This is a genomic window from Paraburkholderia sp. GAS32 (assembly GCF_050434225.1).
In the GTDB taxonomy this organism is placed as follows: Bacteria; Pseudomonadota; Gammaproteobacteria; order Burkholderiales; family Burkholderiaceae; genus Paraburkholderia; species Paraburkholderia madseniana.
The window spans coordinates 103,896-124,567 of the sequence record NZ_JBNPVS010000021.1 but is presented as its reverse complement, the minus strand read 5'-3'; the positions used below and the strand labels follow the sequence as shown (position 1 = coordinate 124,567).

General features: G+C 61.4%; 20 protein-coding genes. 7 read left to right on the top strand and 13 right to left on the bottom strand.

The window, feature by feature from the left end:
* Positions 1-39: 39 nt before the first annotated feature.
* Together P3T25_RS24430 and P3T25_RS24425 are read right to left on the bottom strand one after the other, a co-directional pair.
* Positions 40-399, bottom strand: a complete 360-nt coding sequence (locus P3T25_RS24430) for a protocatechuate 3,4-dioxygenase (protein ID WP_408516448.1) — start codon at positions 397-399, stop codon at positions 40-42.
* Entirely contained in the window at positions 396-1,241 is an 846-nt protein-coding gene (locus tag P3T25_RS24425) for a gallate dioxygenase (RefSeq protein ID WP_154558466.1), read from the bottom strand. The genes P3T25_RS24430 and P3T25_RS24425 overlap by 4 nt, the downstream gene beginning before the upstream one ends.
* Before the next feature lie 467 nt (positions 1,242-1,708).
* Here P3T25_RS24425 and P3T25_RS24420 point away from each other — a divergent pair, with 467 nt between their 5' ends.
* The gene (locus tag P3T25_RS24420; RefSeq protein ID WP_168435559.1) at positions 1,709-2,956 is read left to right on the top strand and encodes a LysR substrate-binding domain-containing protein; all 1,248 of its coding nucleotides are present in this window, start codon (positions 1,709-1,711) and stop codon (positions 2,954-2,956) included.
* Between the two features lie 87 nt (positions 2,957-3,043).
* Positions 3,044-3,400, top strand: a complete 357-nt coding sequence (locus P3T25_RS24415; protein WP_429359127.1) for a hypothetical protein — start codon at positions 3,044-3,046, stop codon at positions 3,398-3,400.
* A gap of 310 nt (positions 3,401-3,710) precedes the next feature.
* Here the strand turns inward: P3T25_RS24415 and P3T25_RS24410 are convergent, their stop codons facing one another.
* From P3T25_RS24410 to P3T25_RS24360, 11 genes are all read right to left on the bottom strand, one after another.
* Positions 3,711-5,330, bottom strand: a complete 1,620-nt coding sequence (locus P3T25_RS24410) for a methyl-accepting chemotaxis protein (RefSeq protein ID WP_154558468.1) — start codon at positions 5,328-5,330, stop codon at positions 3,711-3,713.
* Between the two features lie 109 nt (positions 5,331-5,439).
* Positions 5,440-6,567 carry a porin gene (locus P3T25_RS24405; RefSeq protein WP_168435560.1) on the bottom strand — a complete coding sequence of 376 codons (1,128 nt, stop codon included), beginning with the start codon at positions 6,565-6,567 and terminating at the stop codon, positions 5,440-5,442.
* A 192-nt stretch (positions 6,568-6,759) separates the two neighbouring features.
* Entirely contained in the window at positions 6,760-6,891 is a 132-nt protein-coding gene (locus P3T25_RS24400; protein ID WP_266239662.1) for a hypothetical protein, read from the bottom strand.
* A gap of 101 nt (positions 6,892-6,992) precedes the next feature.
* Positions 6,993-8,006, bottom strand: coding sequence for an ABC transporter substrate-binding protein (locus tag P3T25_RS24395; RefSeq protein WP_154558469.1), 1,014 nt, complete (start codon positions 8,004-8,006; stop codon positions 6,993-6,995).
* 279 nt (positions 8,007-8,285) lie between these two features.
* Positions 8,286-8,444 carry a hypothetical protein gene (locus P3T25_RS24390; RefSeq protein WP_166618145.1) on the bottom strand — a complete coding sequence of 53 codons (159 nt, stop codon included), beginning with the start codon at positions 8,442-8,444 and terminating at the stop codon, positions 8,286-8,288.
* A gap of 148 nt (positions 8,445-8,592) precedes the next feature.
* Positions 8,593-9,162: a phasin family protein gene (locus tag P3T25_RS24385; protein ID WP_266239664.1), complete on the bottom strand. Its 570-nt coding sequence runs from the start codon at positions 9,160-9,162 to the stop codon at positions 8,593-8,595.
* A 104-nt stretch (positions 9,163-9,266) separates the two neighbouring features.
* Complete coding sequence (locus tag P3T25_RS24380; RefSeq protein ID WP_154558471.1) at positions 9,267-9,464, bottom strand: hypothetical protein; 198 nt, start codon at positions 9,462-9,464, stop codon at positions 9,267-9,269.
* Between the two features lie 576 nt (positions 9,465-10,040).
* A complete protein-coding gene (locus P3T25_RS24375) occupies positions 10,041-11,147 on the bottom strand; it encodes a 4-oxalomesaconate tautomerase (RefSeq protein ID WP_429359126.1) in 1,107 nt (368 codons plus the stop codon).
* A gap of 15 nt (positions 11,148-11,162) precedes the next feature.
* Complete coding sequence (locus P3T25_RS24370; protein ID WP_429359125.1) at positions 11,163-11,858, bottom strand: 4-carboxy-4-hydroxy-2-oxoadipate aldolase/oxaloacetate decarboxylase; 696 nt, start codon at positions 11,856-11,858, stop codon at positions 11,163-11,165.
* Positions 11,855-12,583 carry a PIG-L deacetylase family protein gene (locus P3T25_RS24365; RefSeq protein ID WP_266259331.1) on the bottom strand — a complete coding sequence of 243 codons (729 nt, stop codon included), beginning with the start codon at positions 12,581-12,583 and terminating at the stop codon, positions 11,855-11,857. The genes P3T25_RS24370 and P3T25_RS24365 overlap by 4 nt, the downstream gene beginning before the upstream one ends.
* Positions 12,584-12,823: 240 nt before the next feature.
* Entirely contained in the window at positions 12,824-14,995 is a 2,172-nt protein-coding gene (locus tag P3T25_RS24360; RefSeq protein ID WP_429359124.1) for a tetratricopeptide repeat protein, read from the bottom strand.
* A 274-nt stretch (positions 14,996-15,269) separates the two neighbouring features.
* Here P3T25_RS24360 and P3T25_RS24355 point away from each other — a divergent pair, with 274 nt between their 5' ends.
* The 5 genes from P3T25_RS24355 to P3T25_RS24335 all read left to right on the top strand — a co-directional run bounded on the left by P3T25_RS24355 (position 15,270) and on the right by P3T25_RS24335 (position 20,660).
* The gene (locus P3T25_RS24355) at positions 15,270-15,671 is read left to right on the top strand and encodes a DUF2946 domain-containing protein (protein ID WP_429359123.1); all 402 of its coding nucleotides are present in this window, start codon (positions 15,270-15,272) and stop codon (positions 15,669-15,671) included.
* Positions 15,672-15,754: 83 nt separating this feature from the next.
* Positions 15,755-18,130 (top strand): TonB-dependent receptor, encoded by a 2,376-nt coding sequence (locus P3T25_RS24350; protein WP_429359122.1) that lies wholly within the window; start codon positions 15,755-15,757, stop codon positions 18,128-18,130.
* Positions 18,131-18,230: 100 nt separating this feature from the next.
* Positions 18,231-19,751: a PepSY-associated TM helix domain-containing protein gene (locus tag P3T25_RS24345; protein WP_429359121.1), complete on the top strand. Its 1,521-nt coding sequence runs from the start codon at positions 18,231-18,233 to the stop codon at positions 19,749-19,751.
* Between the two features lie 36 nt (positions 19,752-19,787).
* Positions 19,788-20,237: a copper chaperone PCu(A)C gene (locus P3T25_RS24340; protein WP_429359120.1), complete on the top strand. Its 450-nt coding sequence runs from the start codon at positions 19,788-19,790 to the stop codon at positions 20,235-20,237.
* A 159-nt stretch (positions 20,238-20,396) separates the two neighbouring features.
* Positions 20,397-20,660: a BufA1 family periplasmic bufferin-type metallophore gene (locus P3T25_RS24335; protein WP_429359119.1), complete on the top strand. Its 264-nt coding sequence runs from the start codon at positions 20,397-20,399 to the stop codon at positions 20,658-20,660.
* Positions 20,661-20,672 lie beyond the last annotated feature (12 nt).

The following is a 20,672-nucleotide window of genomic DNA, read 5'->3' as shown; positions in this document are numbered from 1 at the left end:
AAACCGCTAAAAAAAGATGCGGCGCAGGGCCGAGTCGCCTTAGACGGCTTCCGGCACCCTGCGCGTTTTCAGAAACGCCTCGAGCGTTTCGCCTCGCATGCTGGCGTACATGCCGAGATTCGTGATCTTCACCACGCGCGCAAATTTCTCGAGAACGAAGAAACACACGCCATATCGAATCAGCCCGATCCAGTCCGTGTTGTCGACGAGCGCGCGCTCCTCCGCCGTCAGGCTGGCCACGTCGTACGCAGCGGTCCGGTTCTCCAGCCACAGCGTGCGAGCCGGCGCTTCGCGCATCTGCCAGAAGAAACGGTTCAGGCGCATCGCTTTCATACTCTGGCGGATATCGAACGGATACGTGCCCTTCAATTCCTCGATACCGATCAGTTGCGGGTTCATTGCATCACCTCTTCTTCGTAGAGGGTCACGGCCATCGCGGTGCTCGTCGCAAGGTAATAGCTGCGATGCAGTTCACGGACCTTCGGCCCGAGCGCGCCGCGCATCGCGAGCCACATGATCGTCTCGACGCTCTCCGCGCCTCCAAGGCGCACATAGTCGACATGCTTCATCGCGGCGAGACGCTGCGGCTCATGCACGATCAGATCGAGGAACTCGATGTCCCAATCAGTATTGTTGAAGCCGCTTCGCTCGCCGTGGACCTGGTGCGACAACCCGCCGGTGCCGACCACCACGACATCCAGATCCTGCTCGAACGACTCGATCGCGCGGCGCAGCGCCTGACCGAGACGGTAGCAGCGGTTCGCGGTAGGCAGCGGATATTGCAGCACGTTGACTTCCATCGGCACGAGCGACATCGGCCAGCCGCCGTCGTGCGGCAACATCAGCGAAAGCGGGGAATTGCATCCGTGATCGAGTGCACGATCCTGGAAAATCGTGAGATCGAACTCGTCGTTGACGAGCTGCTCCGCAATGTGGATCGCCAGATCGGGATGACCGGTTATGTCCGGCAGTGGGCGCTTGCCTGCGCCCTCGTCCGCGAACTCGTGATTGGCCGATACACCTAGCGCGAAGGTCGGATAGCAATCGAAGAAGAAGCTGTTCGCGTGGTCGTTGTAGAACATCACCATCACGTCCGGCTTGCGCTCGGCGAGCCAATCGGCCACCGGTTCGTAGCCTTTAAAGAGCGGTGCCCACGCGGGATCGTTCTGCTTGCCCTTGTCGTACGCCATGCCGATAGTGGGCACATGCGACGTGCCGATTCCACCAATGATCCTTGCCATATCCCGTTGTCTTCCGTTGCTTCGTGCCGCGCGCCAACCAGCGCCAATCGGATGGGTCGCCGCTACCGGGGTGGCAGCCATTGCAACCATCTTGAGGTGCAACCATAAAGATCATGCAGGCTTGCCGAAAGTACGGGTAAACCACATTCGCACCGGTTAAATTGCTCGCAAGCGCCCTGAATGCCAGTGACCGGCGCACGGATAAGCGCTGAAAGCCCCACCGGATCGAGGGTTTGGGGTATCGCTGACGAGCGTGCCGAGCCCCGGCCTCGCCTCCTGACTATCCACATGCGATAAACAAAACAGATGCCCGGGAAACGAAGTCGCAAGCCGTCTGGCAAGCGTGGTACGAGACTTGATGCGTCGCTATACTTGATGGCCTCGAATGAGTAGACACCCATGAACGAGATCACCCAGCACACGATCGCGGACACGTTGAACATCCGCCAGCCAGAACGCCACCATCCGTGAGCAGCAAAGAACTCCTCAACCTCGCGCAATTGCGAGCATTTCGACTCGTTGCCGAGATGGGTAGCGCCACGCGTGCGGCAGCGGCGCTATTTCGCGCCCAGTCGGCTGTGACGCGTTCTGTGCAGGAACTGGAGTCGGCCCTCGGCGAGGCCCTCTTCGATCGCGGCCCCTCCGGCATGCTGCCGACGCCCGTTGGCCGCGCCGTGCTGCAGCGTTGCGAGCGGATCTTCGCCGAACTGGAAGAACTCGCGCAGTGGTGCTCGGCGAGGCAGGCACGCCGGCGGCCAACAGCAGAAGGCGCGCTGCCGGCCTATCTGCTCAACACCCGGCGGCTTCAGCTATTCATCGCATTGGCGCGTCATCGGCACATGCCGAGCGCGGCGAAGACCTTCGGCATCAGTCAGCCGGCCGTGAGCACAGCGATCCGGGTGCTGGAAAGCGGCGCCGGTTTGAGTCTGTTCCATCGCAGCCCGCGCGGCATCCTGCTCACAACGGAGGGCGAAACGTTTCTGCTTCACGTGCGCCGCGCATTGAACGAATTGCGGCATGTGCCCGACGATATCGCCGCCCTGCACGGCAAGATTCAAGGCGCGGTGACAGTGGGCGCATTACCGCTCGGGCGCACGTTGCTCCTGCCCAAGGCGATTGCGCGGATGACCGCGCAGCATCCGGGCGTGAGAGTCGTCACTGACGAAAGCGCCTATGAGGCGCTGGTCGCCGGCCTGCGCGCGGGCGATATCGACTTCATTCTCGGTGCGCTCCGCGATAACGACGCCAGCAGCGGTCTGAAGAACGAGCGCCTGATGTCGGAAGATATGGTCGTTCTGGTGCGCCGCGATCACGCGCTCACTCGCGCGCGCGATCTGAGCATCATGGATTTGCGCGACGCGCAGTGGATCGTGCCACGCAGCAATGCGCCGGCTCGCGCACTGTTCGAAGCGCAATTCAAGCGAATGAAAGTGAAGCCGCCGATGCCCACGGTCGAGACAGCAGACCTTGCGGTGATTCGTGGGCTGCTGCTCGGCACGGACATGGTCGCGGCGTTATCGGGCCAGCAACTGCACTACGAAGTTCAGTCTGGTCAACTGGCGATGCTCGACGTGCAGTTGTACAACACCCGGCGCGACATAGGACTGACCATGCGGGCAGCCGGTACGCCCTCACCTGCAGCGCGTGCGTTGATCGACGCGATCAGGCTTTCGGTTGTCGATGTCACGCGCACGATCAGCATCGCCGCGAATTAGTCGCTGCGTACAGGGGCTTTCACAACGAGCCTTAACGCGCCATAGTCACTGAAAACTGGAATTCAGAATTACAAAGATAGCCAGAATATGCTGCTGCCGCCTTGGTCGAATAGTGACGATCAAGACAACGGAAGCAATATGAAAAGCCAACCTTTTTTGTTAGCACTATTCGCGGTCGCCGCGTTCTGGACTGCCGATAGCCAGGCCGCGCAGCCGGGTTACGCCTATTCGACGACGGTGCGTCTTTCCGACGGCAAAACGCTGAGCTGTGCTGTGAACGAGCCCTTGAGCGCCGTGCGCGACACCGGTACCACGCTCACCCGACGCGAAACGACGGAAGCCGACGTATTGGCGACTCAGCGACTGCGCCTGCTCAGCGGCCCCACGTCTGAGTATCCATCACCGTACACTGCGCCGAACGTCACGTGCGGGGCCATCAGTTGACGCTGAGTGGGACGACGGAGTTCGTGCGGCTCATTCGGTACGATGCGGAACATCGTTCGGGAAAGGATAGGGGGCGTGAGGTCCTGGCCATTCCGCCGCCGGTGGACCGCGTAGCGCATCGCATCCGGCGAGACCTGCGAGAAAGCTGCACGTGAGTAAAGCGGCGCAAATGCACCGGACTACTGCTCGACCGTTCATCGCACACCTCCTCGCATCTACCGCATACGCTACTTCTTGGACCTCCGGTCGGGGTGGCAGGTTGCACACAGGCCGGTTCGACCATCATAGAGCCGGCCTGCGGCGATGGGTGTCATGCGAAAACCGTGCTATCTGATTCCAGTTCTGTCCGCTGGGTTCGTGGGGCGGACAGCTTGTCTGTTTCGCGGAGCCTGAACACGGCCACCGCATCGACGAGCGCACGAGCCTGATCTTCCAGCGATGCCGCAGCAGCGGCGGCTTGCTCGACTAGCGCGGCGTTCTGTTGCGTCGCGTTGTCCATCTGCGTCATCGCGGTATTGATCTGATCAATACCGTGCGATTGCCCTTCGGAGGCAGCACTGATCTCGCTGACGATACCCGTCACGTTCCGGGCCGCCGTGACGATTTCGGCCATGGTTTCGCCGGCGCGCGTTGCCAGTTCGGCGCCGTTCCTCACCTTCGCAACTGAATCGCCGATCAGTTCCCTGATCTCCTTCGCGGCGGCGGCCGAACGTTGCGCGAGCGCGCGCACCTCTCCCGCGACCACCGCGAATCCGCGTCCCTCCTCGCCGGCACGTGCAGCTTCGACGGCCGCATTCAAAGCGAGTATGTTGGTCTGGAACGCGATCCCCTCGATCGCGCCGATGATATCGACGATCCGCTTTGAACTCGACGACATATCCGCGATCAGGTCGACAACCTGGCCAACAACCTGGCCGCCGCGGGCCGCTATCTCCGACGCATTTTCCGCGAGCGCACTGGCCTGCCGCGCGTTATCGGCATTTTGCCGGACCGTCGCCGTCAACTCTTCCATGCTCGATGCGGTCTTCTCCAGCGTCGCCGCCTGCTGCTCCGTACGCGTCGACAGGTCCGCATTGCCACTCGCGATCTCGCCCACGCCGTGCGTAATCGCCGCCGTTCCCTGCCGCACCTGGCTCACGGCCGCAACGAGCCCCGCCTGCATCCGGCCGAGTGCGGTCATCAATCGTCCCATTTCGTTGACGCGCAGCGTTGCGATCTCACTGGCCAGATCACCAGCAGCAATCCGCTCGAAATGGCGAATAGCGGCATCGATAGGCCGCACAATCGAATTCGTCAACGCGGATCGCGCGACGAGACCGAGGATCATTGCAGCGGACCCGATTGCGCCGAACAGCCAGAGCAGCATATGAAAACGCTGCTGTGCCGATGCAAAGCGCGCTCTTTGCTGCTCTGCCTGAAAATCCTCCAGCGCGCGCGCGGCGTTCCGGTAGTCGCTAAACAGTGTGTCAGGCGCCTGCCGTTGCGTCGTCCGGAACGACATGAAATCGTTCTGGTCGAGCGCCGCGATTTCGGGGCCAAGCGCCTGTTTCATCAATAGCTCGCGCTTCGCACGCAGCGCGTCGGTCAGCTTCCTCTCCACCTCATTCGACGGCGGTTGCGCAGCATAGGCCGCCAGCTCGCGATCACTACTCGTCTGCTCGGCATGCACTCGCGCGAGCACCGCATCGGTTGGCTTTCCCTGCGCGACGAGCGTCTCGTACGCACCGAGATCGACTCGCACCTGCAGAAGCGCTTCGCTGCTGGCGCCAAGGTGTCGCAGCGCAGCCGTCTCTTCGCTGTACATCCTGTCGAGCGCCGTGTTGGCCGTTTCCAGGCCCGCAATCGACGTTGCGATCACAAGCATCAACGCGGCCGTGTAGCCGGCAATCGTGATGGTCAGAGCGGTCCGGATACTGGTATTTCTGAACATGGCTGTCTTCCTCGACCCGGTGAGCCAAAAAAAAGCGGCGGGTGGATAAGTCCGCCGCCGCTAGTAGGAGCACATCGATGAATGAATCAGCGCGAATCTGATTCCCGGATCAGAAGCGAGTGCGCACGCCCGTGGTCAGTTCGAGCTGGTTGGTCGCGCCGAAGGTGGATCCGACGGTGTAGCCGCCATGCAGCTTCATGTAGTCGCCGGCCAGATACACTTCAGTACGCTTGGACAGGTGATAGAACGCCGACCAGTACAGCGTTTCCTTGAAACCGTTGTGGAGGCCTGACGTCGGATCGAAAGCGCCGATGTTCGCGTTCGGAATATCGCCGTCGACGTTGTAAGCGGCGTTGTGCACGCGCATTTGCTGATAACCGAGTTCGTAGTCGAACGGACCCTTGGGCGACAGCTTGAGCGACGCCGTCCACGCATTGTCCTGACGCTGACCGAGCGCGCCCTGATTGCCCAGGTAACGGAAGTAACCCGCATTGGCGCGCAGAATACCGAACGTGTAGTTGCCGCCCACCGAGAACGTCTGGTTTGTAAAGCCAACGCGATTGACATGGCTATAGAAGCCAGACACGTCGAACACACCACCGTTGTACCCGAGCGCTGCCTGGTAGTTGGAGTTGGAGCCGAAACTCGTGGAGTTGCCGAATGCGTAGCCTGCGCTGGCGAAAATGCCATTGCTGAACAGTTTCTTCCATGCCACGCCATTGTTATAACGTGTGCCGGTCGCGCTGGCCGCGTAGAAAATCATCTGCTTGAAGTTATTCGAATTGGTCCAGCCGCCCTCTTCCGTCGTCAGGCGCGCCGAGCCGTACGGGTCGCCATAGATCGTCGATGCGTCGCGCGCGATCGTGTTCTGGAAACCTGCCGTGATCTTGCCGAACGTGTCGTTCTCGATACCCACCCATGCGTCACGGTCGAAGATCTGGCCCGGATCTTCCATCTGGCCGTTGGCGACAACGAATTCGCTCTCAAGGCGGAAAATGACCTTCGTTCCACCTCCGATGTCTTCCGCGCCCTTCAGGCCCCAGCGGCTGCCGCTGAACCACGGTTCGCCGTCGTTGCCCATACCAATGACATGATTGCCGTTCGCATCCGCGTGCGTCCGATAGGTGGGAAAGCTCAGGTCCATCAGGCCGTAAAGCTGGACGCTCGACTGTGCGTGCGCACCGGTTGCGGCGAAAGCGCCTGCCGTAACGGCCAAAGCCAGATACTTTTTCTTCACGATCGTCTCCTCTGATTACAACGTTGAAATTTTCGTTCTCGTCGACTGCGGTGACTGCCGTCCGAATATCCGGACAACGGCCCCGACTGCCGATGAGCGCAATCCTAGTTTTCTCAATCCTTCACGCAGCTTTCCCGCATCACCTGCACAACTAAGTGAATTCACTGATATACGTCGCTAATTCGGCGTTCGCTACGCGGTATCGATGCTGCACGGGATGGTGCCGACCCGTTTCAGCGTGGCAGGCCGTTCGGAGAAATAAAGCGGCACGCCACCGGCGTCGAACTCGATCACCGGCGCGTCTTTTGAAACAACGTGATTCATCAGGTAAAGCCGTGCAAGTCGCCGGCACCGCGAAGGCGGCGCCGGCGGCGCAACGAAATTGCGCTGCAACAAACAGGCAGCAGCGACCGGCAAGCGCCGGCTTATTTTGAACCGGTGAACTCGTTGGTGTAGGTTTTCGCCAGCTCGATATGCTTGCCTTTGACCGACGGGTTGAACGCCGACAGCACCTTCAGCACGGTCTCGGGACCGTCGGCCGGCATCTTGCCGTCCTTCGTAAACATGGGCAGCGACGCTTTCAACGCGCTCACGTAAAGCTGTTTGTCTTTCTGATAGTCGTCAGGCATTTTGGCTGCAATTTCTTCCGCGCTATGCGTGCTGATGAATTGCATCGTGCGAACGAACGCGTGCGCAAGCTTTGCTGCTTCCGCCTTGTGGGAATCGACCCATGCCGCCTGGACATAGAGGCTCGACGCCGGGTAGGTGCCGCCCAACGCCGCCTTCGTGCCTTCGACCGAACGCATGTCGACAAGCACCTTCGCGTCGCCGGATTTCTGCAAGGCCGAGACGGTCGGCTCGGTCGTCATGCCGGCGTCGATGCGACCTTGTTTGATCGCCGCGATGAAGCTGGCGTCAGCGCCCACCGGCAGCATCGTGTATTCCGTGGACTGGATGCCGTGCTGTCCGGCGAGGTATTGCGTAAGGAAGCTTGTTGAAGAACCCAGGCCAGTCACACCCAGCGTCTTGCCCTTCACGTCCGCCATCGATTTGACCGTTTCGGCCGCTTTGGTCGATACCATTTCGACCTCGCCCGGCACTTGCCCGAACACGACGATCGCCTTGACGTCCTTGCCCTTGGTTTGCAGATCGATCGTATGGTCATAGAAACCGACGACGGCCTGAACGGCGCCGGCCAGCAGTTCGTTTTCAGCGTCAACGCCGGCTGGCTGCGACAGAAGCTCGACATCGAGCCCTTCATCTTTGAAATAGCCGAGCTGTTCGGTCAGGCGCGCCGGCAAATAGATCAACTTCGTGATACCGCCGACCATGATCGTGATCTTCTCGCCGCCGGCGGCTATCGCTTGCTGCGACGCAAGACTGAACAGCAGGCCGGAAGCAACGGCGATATGGCGCAGCGTGCGAAAGCTAGGGGTCATCGATAGTCTCCGTTATTGTCCGGTGCGGCGGAATGCCGCCCGTCTGCATCGATGAGGCGATTCTAGGGGGCCGAATCCTTCTCGCTGCTTACACGGAGACCGAGGATCCGTACGGGATTTCCATGAGAGACGAGCACCAAAAAAAAAGCCAAGGCGGTGGAGCCTTGGCTTGGAGAATTCCGCGGATCGAGCGATCCGGCAGAATCCAGAGGTGCCTGCTGCGCCTTGGAACGCAGCAGCCCCCAGGTACGGCAACAACAGCCGGGCGAGCGCGAAAGCTCAATGCCGGGCTTTGCTCCAGTGCGGCCAGTAGTGGCGGTGATCCAGATGTCTAAGCCGCTTGCGACGCATCTGCTCCCGGTAATAATGAGCGGCGACGAACACAGGTGCCATCGCCAGCACGAACGAACCCATAACGATTCCCACTGCTTCACTCATCGCGACCTCCATTGCAGAACTAGCGAACAGGTGACCACACCACTTTCAGTCCACGAATTGGACACTGGAATTCGTGATCCCAGCATCCATAAGCAATCCTTCATATGGGCCAGAGACCTCAACACGGGCATTGCTGCCCGCGTCAGTTCTATCGCTTCGCGCCCGCGGCTACGGGAGCCTGCTCTGAGTTGCTGCGCACGGCCTTCGATGCCGTGGCTGTGACTGCATCAAAATTACTCTCGACGGCATGCACGGCCTGCTGCCCCGTTTTCTGCAGCGTTTCATACAGGGTCGTGGTGGCGGCAATCGCGGATTTCCACGCGGCGATCGCTGCTTCGGAGCCGGTGGGAGCATGCTTCGCCGCTTCTTCTACGAGTGCCTGCACACGATCGTTGTACCGCTCGTAGTGCGTCTGTGCGAGTTGCGTAACTTCAGCCTGAGTGGTCGATGCGATCTCGAACACTTGCTTGCCGTATGACAGCGATTTTTCCGCGAAGGGTCCGGTGAAACCGGCTTGCAGCGAGAACCATTGCGGCGGCTCCGTCGTGCCGGACGCCTTCGCCATGTTTTCCTGCGTCTCGGCCAGCGTGGCCCTGACGGCCTGCAGGTTCAGCGCGACCAGTTTTTCGACGCCTTCAAAGATCTTTCCGGCCACCCCGAAGAACGCGTCGACATTGGCCTTCTGTGCAGCAACCTGCTCGGGACTCAATAGAGCCATGATTGAATTCCTCAAAGTTCGGTCCGGCGCGCGAAGCCCCGATCAGACGGGTGTGATGCGGCGGATCGCGATGGTGAATAAATCGAAACGGGTGTCGCAGACGCCTAGCGCATCCGGGCAACCGCCTTGAGAATGGAATCGCCTTCGCTTGTGATCCGGGGACGCGAACGTCCTGACGCGAGGTTTTCCAGTGATATGAGTTGCCGCTCGAGCAGGGCGTCGAGCTCGGCGCGGTCCAGTTCGATCTGATCCGGCGCGTTCTTGATGAGCATTAAGGTAGCGAATTCATGGGGACTCAGCATATCGTCTCCTCGATTTAGTCTATCTGCACGGGAAGCATTAATTACCCCTCCAGCGTGAATGCCCGGCAAATATTCCTGCCGTCTCCGCAAAGCGATCGTTCGAGAAATCGCATCGGGGAGACGCCATCATAACCGCTCAATTTTCAAATGCAATATGCGGGATGCGTTTTATCAAAGCGGCTGTTTTGTCTGCTGAATACTTCCGCATCGCGTGGTCGCGCCTTGCTCCCGACAACACCGCCCCACCCCCGTGGATACCGGCCTGGCATGGCCGATAGGTTGATCCGGTCAACCCGCCAATGTTTGAATCGAAGGCTTAATTAACATTATCGATTCACCGTGATTTCATGGAGCCTGTTTATATTTGAATATTGTATTTATAGAGCGGCACTTTATCGCGGCGACCATCCATACCTCGACATTGCGAAATATTTATTACAACGCGCATCAATTTTAAAAATAGCCGGAATTTCAATCAGCGCGAAGGCCTCTGACTTATTTATCGGGTTGAACTCCACAACCCGCAATACCGCTAACCGCGCAGAAACCAACGGAGGCGATTCGCCTGAAGTCCGCTCAGGTCCGTGCCGGCCAGACTGCCGAAGGAATGCCGACTGCTCCGTCGAATAGCCACCTCGCTGTGCGCAACAGCGCCGCGCTCAGCACTTCAGGCTGGCCGGGGCTTCCGCCGAAAACGAGTTCCACCGTAAACTCGCCTGTCGGGTGTTCCACCGACACGCGTTTTCGCATGCCGTCAGCGTCCACATCGGCCAGGCCCGCGCAGACCGTACCCGGCAGCACCGCGGCCGTGGCCACGCTCACCGCACCGAGTACACCGATCGACGCGTGGCAGCGATGCGGAATAAAGCTGCGCGTACTGATCGTGCCGCCCTGGCGAGGCGCCGCCACCAGACACATCTTCGGGACCGTGCGCGCGCCCACATCGCCGAGATTCATCATCGGTCCCACCGCAAGCCGGATCTTTTCGATGCGCGCTTTCAGTTCTTCATCCGCGTCGAGTTGCTCGCGCGTTTCGTAGCCGGTTCGCCCGAGATCGCGCGCTCGCATGAGCACGAGGGGCATGCCGTTGTCGATGCACGTCACGTCGATACCGTCGACCGTATCCTTGAGATGCCCCGTAGGCAGCAGCGTGCCGCAGGTGGAACCAGCCGTGTCCCGGAACTCGAGCGGAATCGGCGCTGCGAGGCCTGGCACGCCGTCAATGCGGGCATCGCCTTCGTAGGTGACCTGGCGTCCCGGCGTGCTGACCGTCGCCACCGCAATCTGCCCGGTGTTGACCATGTGAATCGCGACCCGTGTGCTGCCATCGCGCGCATCCACGAGACCGCGTTCGATCGCAAACGGGCCGACGCCCGCGAGAATGTTGCCGCAGTTCTGTCCGAGATCGACCCGCGCCTCGTTCACGACGACTTGTGCAAACAGATAGTCGACGTCGGCATCGTCGCGTGTGGAGGACGAGATGATCGCCACCTTGCTCGTCAACGGATCGGCGCCGCCGATACCGTCGATCTGACGCGGATCAGGCGAACCCATCACGGCAAGCAGAACACGGTCTCGCTCAGCGGGATCGGCCGGCAAATCCGACGCCATGAAATAGGCGCCTTTCGACGTGCCGCCGCGCATCATCATGCACGGAATACGCGTTTGTGCGCGACTGGGCATGACCTCGCCACTCCGTCAAAGATCTTCGGCCGAGACGACGTAGCGTAGGCCTTTTTGCGCGAGTTTCTCGCGCATCGCGTAGTAGTCGAGACCGAGCGCGCCGCCGGCCAGCGCAGCACGCGTCCTCTCTTCCTTCGCCATACGTGCTTGCGACGCCTGCGCGACACTCGCCACGGTATCGAGCGGTACGACGACCACGCCGTCATCATCCGCAACGATGACATCGCCGGGATTCACGATCTGCTGCGCGCATACCACCGGAATATTCACCGAACCGAGCGTTTCCTTGACCGTGCCTTGCGCGGATACGGCCTTCGACCAGACTGGGAATTTCATTTCCCTGAGCGAGGCGACATCGCGACATCCCGCGTCGATGATCAGTCCGCGCACGCCGCGCGCCGCGAGCGAGGTCGCCAGCAGGTCGCCGAAATAGCCGTCCTCGCAGGGCGAAGTCGGCGCCACGACGAGAACGTCACCCTCGCGGCATTGCTCGACGGCAACATGCAGCATCCAGTTGTCCGACGGCGGCACCAGCACCGTCACCGCCGACCCCGCGATAGCCGGCCCCGAGTAGATCGGCCGCATGTAGGACGCAAGCAGGCCGAGACGGCTCTGCGCCTCGTGAACGGTGGCGGCGCCCGCATGCTGCAGCACGGCCACGTCGCGCGGATCGGCGCGGCGGATAGTCGTCACCACGACGCCCCGCTTCATGCCAGATCTCCCGTCACGGCCGGCGTGATGCGCTGATAGCCTTCCGCGTATTGAATATCGCGCGTGGCCGTGATGCCGATATTGCGCTTGGCCTGCACGCCGCGTTGCAAGGCGACCCGGGTGTAGTAGTCCCACAGGTGCTCCTGGCCGGCCATGCACTCGATCGCGCGGCGTTTGGTGTCCCAGACCTCGGTGATATCGAGAAACGTATTGGGCATCCATTCGCATTGTTCCGTCTGATGCGGTTCGAACGCGTAGACGGGCGGCGCACCGACCACCTTCTGCCCGGGATTGTGACCTTCGGCCTGGGCGATGATCCGCGCTTCCTGCGCCACGTGCATAGCGAGCGGATGATCGAAGTTGTATGGGTCTTTCTGCGAATGACTCAACACGAACGCCGGCTGCAGTTCGCGGTATACATCGACAAGGCGCATCAGGGCCTCGTCCGACACGCGCAATGGGTAATCGCCGAGGTCGAAAAAATCGACTTCCGCACCGAGGATGTCCGCGGCCCGCTCGGCCTCCTCCCTGCGCGCCGCCTTGACCTTCCCGATCGTCATTTCGCCTTTGCGCCAGAGTTTGGCCGACTCTCCGCGCTCACCGAATGAGAGACACACGACCTTCGTACGGTATCCGTTTTTTTTGTGGAGAGCGATTGCGCCACCTGCTCGCCACACGAAATCGGCGCTATGCGCGCTTACCACCAACATCGCCTTGTCTGCCATTTCCAACCCGCCCGTGTTCACTATGTGATGGGCACTATTGTAGGATTCGAAGGTGACGAGGAAGCACCTAAAGGAGCGTGCAATGCTATCTAATCTGTTTATCGGTATGTATCGGAACCGCGCTGGCCCGGCATTTTTCCGCCAGAACGGGGCAGGAAGATTTCTTGACCCACATCCACCCGGACGCGCACCGTTTTTATGAAAAACTCTGCTTCGTTGCCAGTCACGAGGGTTGCAAGATCATTTTCTGGTGCTGCAGAGTTCGGTAGCCTTCTCAGCGGAAAACCGCTCCGCACACGCCCGCCGCACCCTCTCGACCGTCACGGACCAGCCTTCGCCCGCTGCCCGGCGGAACAGCCGCAGCGTGTGCGGATACCACGGCGAATCGTTGCGCTCGTGCATCCAGCGCCAGTCGATGTCTTTCTCCGGCAGCATCACCCAGCACGGTTTGCCCAGCGACGCAGCCAGATGCGCCGTGGACGTGTCCACGCAGATCACCAGATCGAGTTGCTCGATGATCGCGGCGCTGTCCGCGAAATCGTTCACCGCCGAGCCGAGTTCGAGCAGCGGTTGACCGGCCGGCGGGTTTTGCGCCTCATCCTCGCCCTGGCCTTTTTGCAGGCTGACGAAGCTCAGACCCGGCACGCTCCAGAGCGGCGCGAGCGTGGCCAACGTTGGAATCGACCGGTTTGCATCGTTATGGTGTTTCGCATTGCCTTTCCAGACCAGCCCAACCTTGCGGCCGGGCGGCAGGGTCTCGAGTATCGGCCGCCACTTTTCGACCAGCGACGGCTCAGCCGCAAGACGAACCGCGCGCGGAATCATGTCCACCGTCGTACGCAAATGCAGCGGCGCGCTCAACAGGCTCGTCCAGCAGTCGTATGTCGATGCGGCAACGCGGGCCAATGCCGTATCGTGATCGAGCACGGCATCGACGCCGTCCACCGCAGCCATCAGCCGGTGCAAGGCAGGCACGCACGCAAAGGCGATATGCGCGGCCCCTTGCGCCTTGAGCAAGGCGAAATAGCGGCTGAATTGGACCATGTCGCCGAGTCCGTCTTCCTGCCAGACCAGCAAGGACTTGCCGGCGAGCGTGTCGCCTTGCCACTGCGGACAGCTCAACATGGCGCGCGTCTTGTGATGCACGAAACCCGGCTGTTCATAGCGGCACTCATACAACCGCCAACCCTCTTCGAAGCGGCCCATACCGAGCACCAGCACAGCCAGACCGAACCTGGCGTCGCCGTAATCAGGGCGTAGAGCGAGCGCCCGCAGGTAAGCGGCTTCGGTTTCGGGCAGCCGTTTGAGTTGTGCCAGCGCGGTCCCGACGTTGTAGTGAGCTTCGGCCAGATCGGGACGGAGCACGAGCGCTTGTGCGAATGCCTCGACAGCTTCCGGCAAACGGTCGAGCTGACGAAGCACGCAGCCCAGGTTGTTGTGCGCGTGAACGATGTCGGGCCGGCAGCGAATCGCCTCGCGGTAAGCCATTTCGGCCTCGGGCAAACGCTCCAGGCTGGCTAGCGCGAGGCCGAGGTTGTAGTGCGCCTCGGCATAGTCCGGGCGAAGCGCGATTGCCTCCCGGTACGCAGCCTCAGCCTCGGGCAGACGCTTGAGATCAGCCAGCACCGCACCGAGGTTGAGGTGCGCCTCCGCGTAATCCGGGCGAATCGCCAGCGCGAGCCGGCAAGCCAACTCGGCCTCGGGTAGGCGGTACGTCGCCTTCAGCACACCGCCGAGGTTATTGAGCGCTTCAGGATACTGGGGCTTGATGGTCAGCGCCTGCCGGTACGCGGCGTCCGCCTCGGCAACGCGGCCGAGTTCCATCAGCACGTTGCCCAGGTTGTTGTGCGCCTCGGCGTGTTCCGGCAGCCCGATCAGCGCCTCGCGATAGGCCACTTCCGCCTCATGCAGGCGGCGCAGTTCGTGCAATACGATAGCCCGGTTGTAGTGCGCCTCCGCGTAGTCGGGGCGGATCGCGACCGCCTGACGATATGACGCCTCCGCCTCGTCCCTGTAGCCCATCCCGTAGAGCACGGTGCCGAGATTGTTGTGCGCGTCGGCCTGGCCGGGACGCAACGCGACCAGTTGCCGATAGACCGCCTTGGCTGCCGACAGGCGGCCGTGCGATTTGAGCAGCATGCCGAGACTGCTGTACACCTCGGCATAGTCGGGTTTTGCGCGCAGACACTGGCGCCAGTAGGTTTCCGCGTCAGACAGGTTGCCCATACCGTACCAACAGGCGCCCGCGATATTCAACGCGTCGGCCCGCGCGTCTTCCGCCACCTCGTCGTGCGGTTCGAGGATCGGCTTCACCAACGACCAGGCATCGGCGAATTGCCCGTTTTTGCAGAGCAATGCCGCCTGCTGATTGATGTCGGCTATCGAGGAGGCGCGCGTCTGCGTGGCGGTCATGAGTCGTGGTTACTGGTTGCGGCTGCGGTCGGGCCGGGTCAATCGTGTTTTGTGCACCCTGTCCGGCGTTTCGCGTTTCTGCGCGTCCGCGCGGGGGGGCGAAGCGCCGACAGGGAGAGCGGAACATTTACCACGCAGCTTAAGGGAAACGGTCAGGCTGTAACGCCCCGAAATGAGCGGGATTCGGCCTTCTAATCCAACGCTATAAACGGAATCACACGAGAAAAGACCGTGTGGCAGTGCTAGAATCGCCCGCGTCTTTACGTTCACCACCATGACTCCACGCTCCCATAACCGCATGACCGCATGGCTTGGCCTGATCGCCATGTGGCTTGTCGTGTTCGCGCCGGTCGTGAGTCAGATGCTGGTATCGAATCGCGCGAACGAACCCTTCGCGGCGCTCTGTTCGGCGCTACAGCCGGCCAATCAGAGCCTGGCGAGCCAATCCACGCAGGCCAGCCCGGCACCCGTCCATCTCAGCCATGACGACGCCTTCGGCGCATGCGGCTACTGCCACCTGCTCCAGCATCACGTCGCCCTGCCGAGCGTCGCGGCCGTCGAACCGCCGGCCGCGCTCGCGCTTGCCGGCATTGTGCCGCCCGCCCTCTCCACCCGCTTCACGCCGCTCGGCGCGTTCCCGTCCGGACGCCCAAGAGGCCCACCCGCCGTTTCCTGATCGCTGTTGTTCCTGATCGCGCATCTTGTCGCACCCGTTGAGGGGGCGCGCGATCGCCTGTTCAATGCATCAAGGAAACGTTCATGCTCAACTTCGCTCTGCGAAGGCTGCCCTTTTGCGCCCGCCGCGGCGCTCGGCGCATTCCATCCGGCCGGCGGCCGCTGTCGTCGCTGTCGTCTTTCCCAGCGCTAATTCCGGCGTTCGCGCCGGCATTTATCGCCTCCCCAGCTCACGCGGATAGCGCGCCCGCCGACGCCACGCTGCCTGCTGTTAGCGTCACCGGCAATGCCATCGCCGCCCCGCGCGCCGTCGACCCTGACCTGCCGGCCTCGGTCGAGACCGTGACGCGCGAACAGTTCGACAACTGGAACGTCGTCAACACCGAAGACGTGTTGAAGTACATGCCGAACCTTGCCGTGCGCAAGCGCTTTATCGGCGATCTGAACTCGATCATCGCCGTACGCGGCACCAGCAATACGCAGAGCGCACGCGGCCTCGTCTACGCGGACGGTCTGCTGCTCAGCAATCTGCTGGGCAACAGTTATTCGTTCCCGCCGCGCTGGTCGATGGTGTTTCCCGACGAGATCCAGCAGGTCGACGTGATCTACGGGCCGTTTTCCGCGCTCTATCCGGGCAATTCGCTAGGCGCCACGGTACTCGTCAGCACCCGCATGCCGAAGAAGTTCGAAGCCGACGCGGACGTCAAAGCCTTCACCCAGCACTTCAGCCTGTTCGGTGTGAATCAGAATTTCAACGGCAGCGAGGCGAGCGCGTCGATCGGCGATCAGATCGGGAAGTTCTCGTATCGGTTGGGCGTGAATCACCTTGAGAACACGAGCCAGCCGCTGCAATTCGCCACGCTGGCGAATGCGAGTACGCCCGCGAAGGCCGGCGACACGCCGGTGACCGGCGCTTACTTCTACAACAACCAGACCAACACGCCGACCGCGGTGCTCGGCGTGAACGGTGAAGGAATCGAACACACGGTGCAGAACCAGTTCAAGCTGAAGATGCAGTACGACTTCACGCCGACACTGCAGGCCGCCTTCACGCTCGGCTACTGGCACCAGACCTATAACAGCACGACGTCGAGTTTCCTGCGCGATGCGAACGGCAACCCGGTATACAGCGGCAAGGTCGCGATCGGCGGCTACGAGTACACGATTCCGGCTGCCGCTCTCGCCCCGAGTCTCGGCCACAGCGAGAACTGGCTATACGGGCTCACGCTGAAAACCCGCAACGCCACCGGCTGGAACGGCGAAGCGATCGCTTCGTACTACGACGTCGGCAATAGCGTGGCGCGCACCGCGAATTCGGGTGCACCGGGCAACGGCCCCGGCACGGTGATCTTTGGCGACGGTACCGGCTGGAAAACGCTCGATCTGCGCACCACCTACACACCCGTCACGCCGCAAGCGGGTCTGACGAGTCACGCGCTGAGCTTCGGCTATCACTACGACAACTATTTCCTCGACAACGAGAGCTACAACACGCTGAACTGGCGCGACGGCGCGGCGACGTCGTTTGCCAATGCATTCAAGGGCAAGACGCAGACCCAGGCGCTGTACGCCCAGGATGCATGGCACTTTCTGCCGCGCTGGAAGCTGGTCTACGGGGTACGGTACGAAGACTGGCAAGCCTATGGCGGCTCACAGGCGCTGCCTGGCAAAGCCTTCACGTACAACGACGCGAACCAGCATCATTTTTCGCCGAAAGCCTCGTTGTCGTTCGATGTCACCGACGATCTGAGCTTGCGCGCTTCCATTGGCCGCGCCTATCGGTTTCCGACGGTGGGCGAGATGTTCCAGGGGCAGATCAACGGCTCCTCGATCATCAACAACAATCCGAATCTGAAGCCCGAAGACGATCTCTCGAAGGAGTTGACCGCTGAATGGGCTCACTGGAATGGCGTGTTCCGTTTCTCGCTGTTTCAGGACGACGTGAAGAACACGATCTTCAGTCAGACCGATACGACCGTGATTCCGAACGTGACGAATTTCCAGAACATCGGCAAGGTGCGCTCGCGTGGCGTCGAAACCAGCTACTCAGGACAGGATGTATTCGTGCGCGGTCTCGATCTGCTGGCGAGCGTGGCGTACACGCAGTCGAAGATCATCGCCAATGCGCAGAACCCGGCGACCGTCGGCAAGTACTTCTATCGGATTCCGCTGTGGCGCGCGAATCTCGCGGCGACGTATCACATCGACGAACGTGCGGCGCTCACGCTCGCCGCGCGCTACTCCGGCCGCGAATACAACACGCTCACCAATACCGACACGAATCCCGATGTATTCGGCGGCACCAGTTCGTACACGGTGGCGGACGCGAAGTTCACGTTCAAGCCGACCAGGCTGAGTGAAGTCGGCATCGGCGTCGACAACCTGTTTGACGCGCGCTATTTCGTCTATCACCCGTATCCGGGCCGCACGTTCTACGTCGAAGCAAAGTTGCGTATGTGAACACGCGATTGGCATGCGCGGTTTGCGCTCGCGAGTTGCAAACCAGCGCATGCATCGCTGCGCAAACCGATCGACCCATTTTTTGCTTCAGGAGGATTGAATGTCCACCATCATCGCTCAACGCGCGACCTCGGCAACTGGCGCCGCGAACGCCGGCTATCGGACGCTCTGGCGCTGGCACTTTTACGCGGGTCTCTTTGTGATGCCGTTTCTGGTGGTGCTTGCGATCACCGGCACGCTATATTGCTTCCAGCCACAAATCGAGCCGCTGCTTTACCCGCACCGCCTGATCGTCGAACCGCAATCCACACCCAGGCTGACTGAAGACGCATTGCTTGCCAAAGCCCGCGCGGCGATGCCGGCCGATGCGCGCGCGGTGACGGCGCCTATCGCGAGCGCGTCGGACCGCAGCACGGAGTTCATCTTTCGCCTAGCCGATGGCGAAAAACAGAGCGTCTATCTGAACCCATACAGCGGCGAAGTATTGGGCACGCTGAGCGTCGAGCGTCGCTTCATGCAGGTGGACCGCATGCTTCACCGTAAGCTGCTGCTCGGCAAACCAGGCGAGTTGCTGATGGAGTTGGCCGCGTGCTGGACGCTGGTGATGATCGGCACCGGCATCGCACTTTGGTGGCCGCGCGAGAAGACCACCGCACGCGCGGCGCTGGTGCCGCGTTTCTCGCTGCAAGGACGCGCGCTTTGGAAGAATCTTCATGCCGTGATGGGTGTCTGGCTCGCGCTCGGCGCGCTCATCTTCGTGCTGAGCGGTCTGCCGTGGACAGGCTCGTGGGGTAAGCAGTTCAAGGCGCTCGCGAGCGCCGCCAATCTTGGCGCGCCGCCGGGTTCGTGGGGCGGCTTGCCGTTGCGTTCCGCGATGCCGGGGATGAGCGCCGGTGAGCATGCGGGTGTTACCGATACACGCGCTGAAACGCACACGGCTCACGGAGCGAACGGAGCCCACGCATCAAGCAATGAACACGGCGCGCACGAAGCGAACATGGACTCGATGCCGGGCATGGTGATGGACGATCTGCCGTTGCCGCTCACGCCATGGGCCATCGGCAACACGCCGGTGCCGCAATCCGCCGATGCACACGCGGCGCAAGCGCTGCCGCTCGGACGCATCGTTGCTCTCGTCGCATCGCTCGGCGTCCCGGGCGGTTACGACATCGTGCTGCCTGCATCCGCTGCAGGCGTCTACACCGTCTCGTACTTTCCCGCCGATCCGAAAGACGAGCGCACGCTGTACATCGACCAATACAGCGGCACGGTGCTGAAAGACATCCGCTACGGCGACTACGGCGCGGTGTCGAAGGCCGTGTCGTACGGCACGTCGTTGCATATGGGCCGCTATTTCGGCGTCGCCAATCAGATTCTCTGTGCCGCGATTTCGCTTGGGCTCGCGGGAATGGCCGTGACCGGCTGCGTGATGTGGTGGAAACGTCGGCCGCAACGCTCGCTCGGCGCACCCTCGCGCGAGCGCGCCGCGCCACCGATGCGTAGCTGGAAAACCGGCCTCGTTCTGCTCGGCATCGTCTTCCCATTGATGGGCGCCACGCTGCTCGCGGTGTGGCTCGCCGATCGCACGATTTTTGGCCGCGCGACGCGGCAACCTGCTTAACGCTTCATTTCCGCCGTTAAAAACAAGGAGCACATCATGAAGACATCACGCAAACTTTTACTCGCCGCGTTGCTGTGCGGATCATCCATTCAGGCCTTTGCCGGCACAGTTGCAACCGCAAGCGTATCGGACTGCTGGATCCGAGCGCTGCCGGGTGACCTGCCATCGGGTGGCTATTTCAAGGCCAGTAATACGGGTGATCAACTGGTCAATCTCGTCGGTATCAGCACTGAAGCTTTCGGCATGGCCATGCTGCATCAGACGCAAAGTCAGGGCAGCACGTCTTCGATGGCGATGGTCGAACAGGTAGCGGTGCCCGCGCACGGCTCGCTCGTCTTTGCACCGGGCAACTATCACGTGATGCTGGAGCATCCGAAACAGCCGCTCAAGATCGGCACGACGATCCCGCTGACGTTCTCGTTCAGCGACGGCGAGAAAGTCACCGCCGCCTGTGCCGTAAAAAGCGCGAGTACGATGAGCCAGTAACATGCCGGATAATCAGTGCGGCAAGCTTAAAATCGCCTTACACATGGCCCCGGCGCTGCAAATCAGGCGCACCGCATCGACCCCGAAACAGCCCATGCCGGAGCGGCGGTTGCAATGGTGCGGCGTGCGATCCACCGCCGCTTACTCAGGAGAAGCAAATTGAACTCGAAACTTAGCCGGCCGGCATTGATCGCCGCGGCCCTCGCAGGACTCGCGGCCACCGGCGTCAGCGCAGCGCATGCTGACGAGAAGGTTCAGTGTTTTGGCATCGCCAAGGCCGGTCAGAACGACTGCGCGAGCAAGACCGGTGTGCACGGCTGTGCCGGTGAGGCCAAGGTCGACAACGACAAAGGCGACTTTAAGACCGTGCCGAAAGGAACCTGCAAGAAGATGGCCGGCAAGATCGACGAACAGCATTCCTGATGCCAATGCGGC

What these genes read in the sequence shown, in the direction of transcription:
- P3T25_RS24365 (WP_266259331.1), bottom strand. Translation starts at nt 12,583, where the DNA reads ATGGCAGACAAGGCGATGTTGGTGGTAAGCGCGCATAGCGCCGATTTC.
- P3T25_RS24375 (WP_429359126.1), bottom strand. Translation starts at nt 11,147, where the DNA reads ATGCCCAGTCGCGCACAAACGCGTATTCCGTGCATGATGATGCGCGGC.
- P3T25_RS24385 (WP_266239664.1), bottom strand. Translation starts at nt 9,162, where the DNA reads ATGGCTCTATTGAGTCCCGAGCAGGTTGCTGCACAGAAGGCCAATGTC.
- P3T25_RS24340 (WP_429359120.1), top strand. Translation starts at nt 19,788, where the DNA reads ATGAAGACATCACGCAAACTTTTACTCGCCGCGTTGCTGTGCGGATCA.
- P3T25_RS24425 (WP_154558466.1), bottom strand. Translation starts at nt 1,241, where the DNA reads ATGGCAAGGATCATTGGTGGAATCGGCACGTCGCATGTGCCCACTATC.
- P3T25_RS24400 (WP_266239662.1), bottom strand. Translation starts at nt 6,891, where the DNA reads ATGAATCACGTTGTTTCAAAAGACGCGCCGGTGATCGAGTTCGACGCC.
- P3T25_RS24410 (WP_154558468.1), bottom strand. Translation starts at nt 5,330, where the DNA reads ATGTTCAGAAATACCAGTATCCGGACCGCTCTGACCATCACGATTGCC.
- P3T25_RS24370 (WP_429359125.1), bottom strand. Translation starts at nt 11,858, where the DNA reads ATGAAGCGGGGCGTCGTGGTGACGACTATCCGCCGCGCCGATCCGCGC.
- P3T25_RS24345 (WP_429359121.1), top strand. Translation starts at nt 18,231, where the DNA reads ATGTCCACCATCATCGCTCAACGCGCGACCTCGGCAACTGGCGCCGCG.
- P3T25_RS24415 (WP_429359127.1), top strand. Translation starts at nt 3,044, where the DNA reads ATGCTGCTGCCGCCTTGGTCGAATAGTGACGATCAAGACAACGGAAGC.
- P3T25_RS24360 (WP_429359124.1), bottom strand. Translation starts at nt 14,995, where the DNA reads ATGACCGCCACGCAGACGCGCGCCTCCTCGATAGCCGACATCAATCAG.
- P3T25_RS24430 (WP_408516448.1), bottom strand. Translation starts at nt 399, where the DNA reads ATGAACCCGCAACTGATCGGTATCGAGGAATTGAAGGGCACGTATCCG.
- P3T25_RS24395 (WP_154558469.1), bottom strand. Translation starts at nt 8,006, where the DNA reads ATGACCCCTAGCTTTCGCACGCTGCGCCATATCGCCGTTGCTTCCGGC.
- P3T25_RS24350 (WP_429359122.1), top strand. Translation starts at nt 15,755, where the DNA reads ATGCTCAACTTCGCTCTGCGAAGGCTGCCCTTTTGCGCCCGCCGCGGC.
- P3T25_RS24390 (WP_166618145.1), bottom strand. Translation starts at nt 8,444, where the DNA reads ATGAGTGAAGCAGTGGGAATCGTTATGGGTTCGTTCGTGCTGGCGATG.
- P3T25_RS24355 (WP_429359123.1), top strand. Translation starts at nt 15,270, where the DNA reads ATGACTCCACGCTCCCATAACCGCATGACCGCATGGCTTGGCCTGATC.
- P3T25_RS24380 (WP_154558471.1), bottom strand. Translation starts at nt 9,464, where the DNA reads ATGCTGAGTCCCCATGAATTCGCTACCTTAATGCTCATCAAGAACGCG.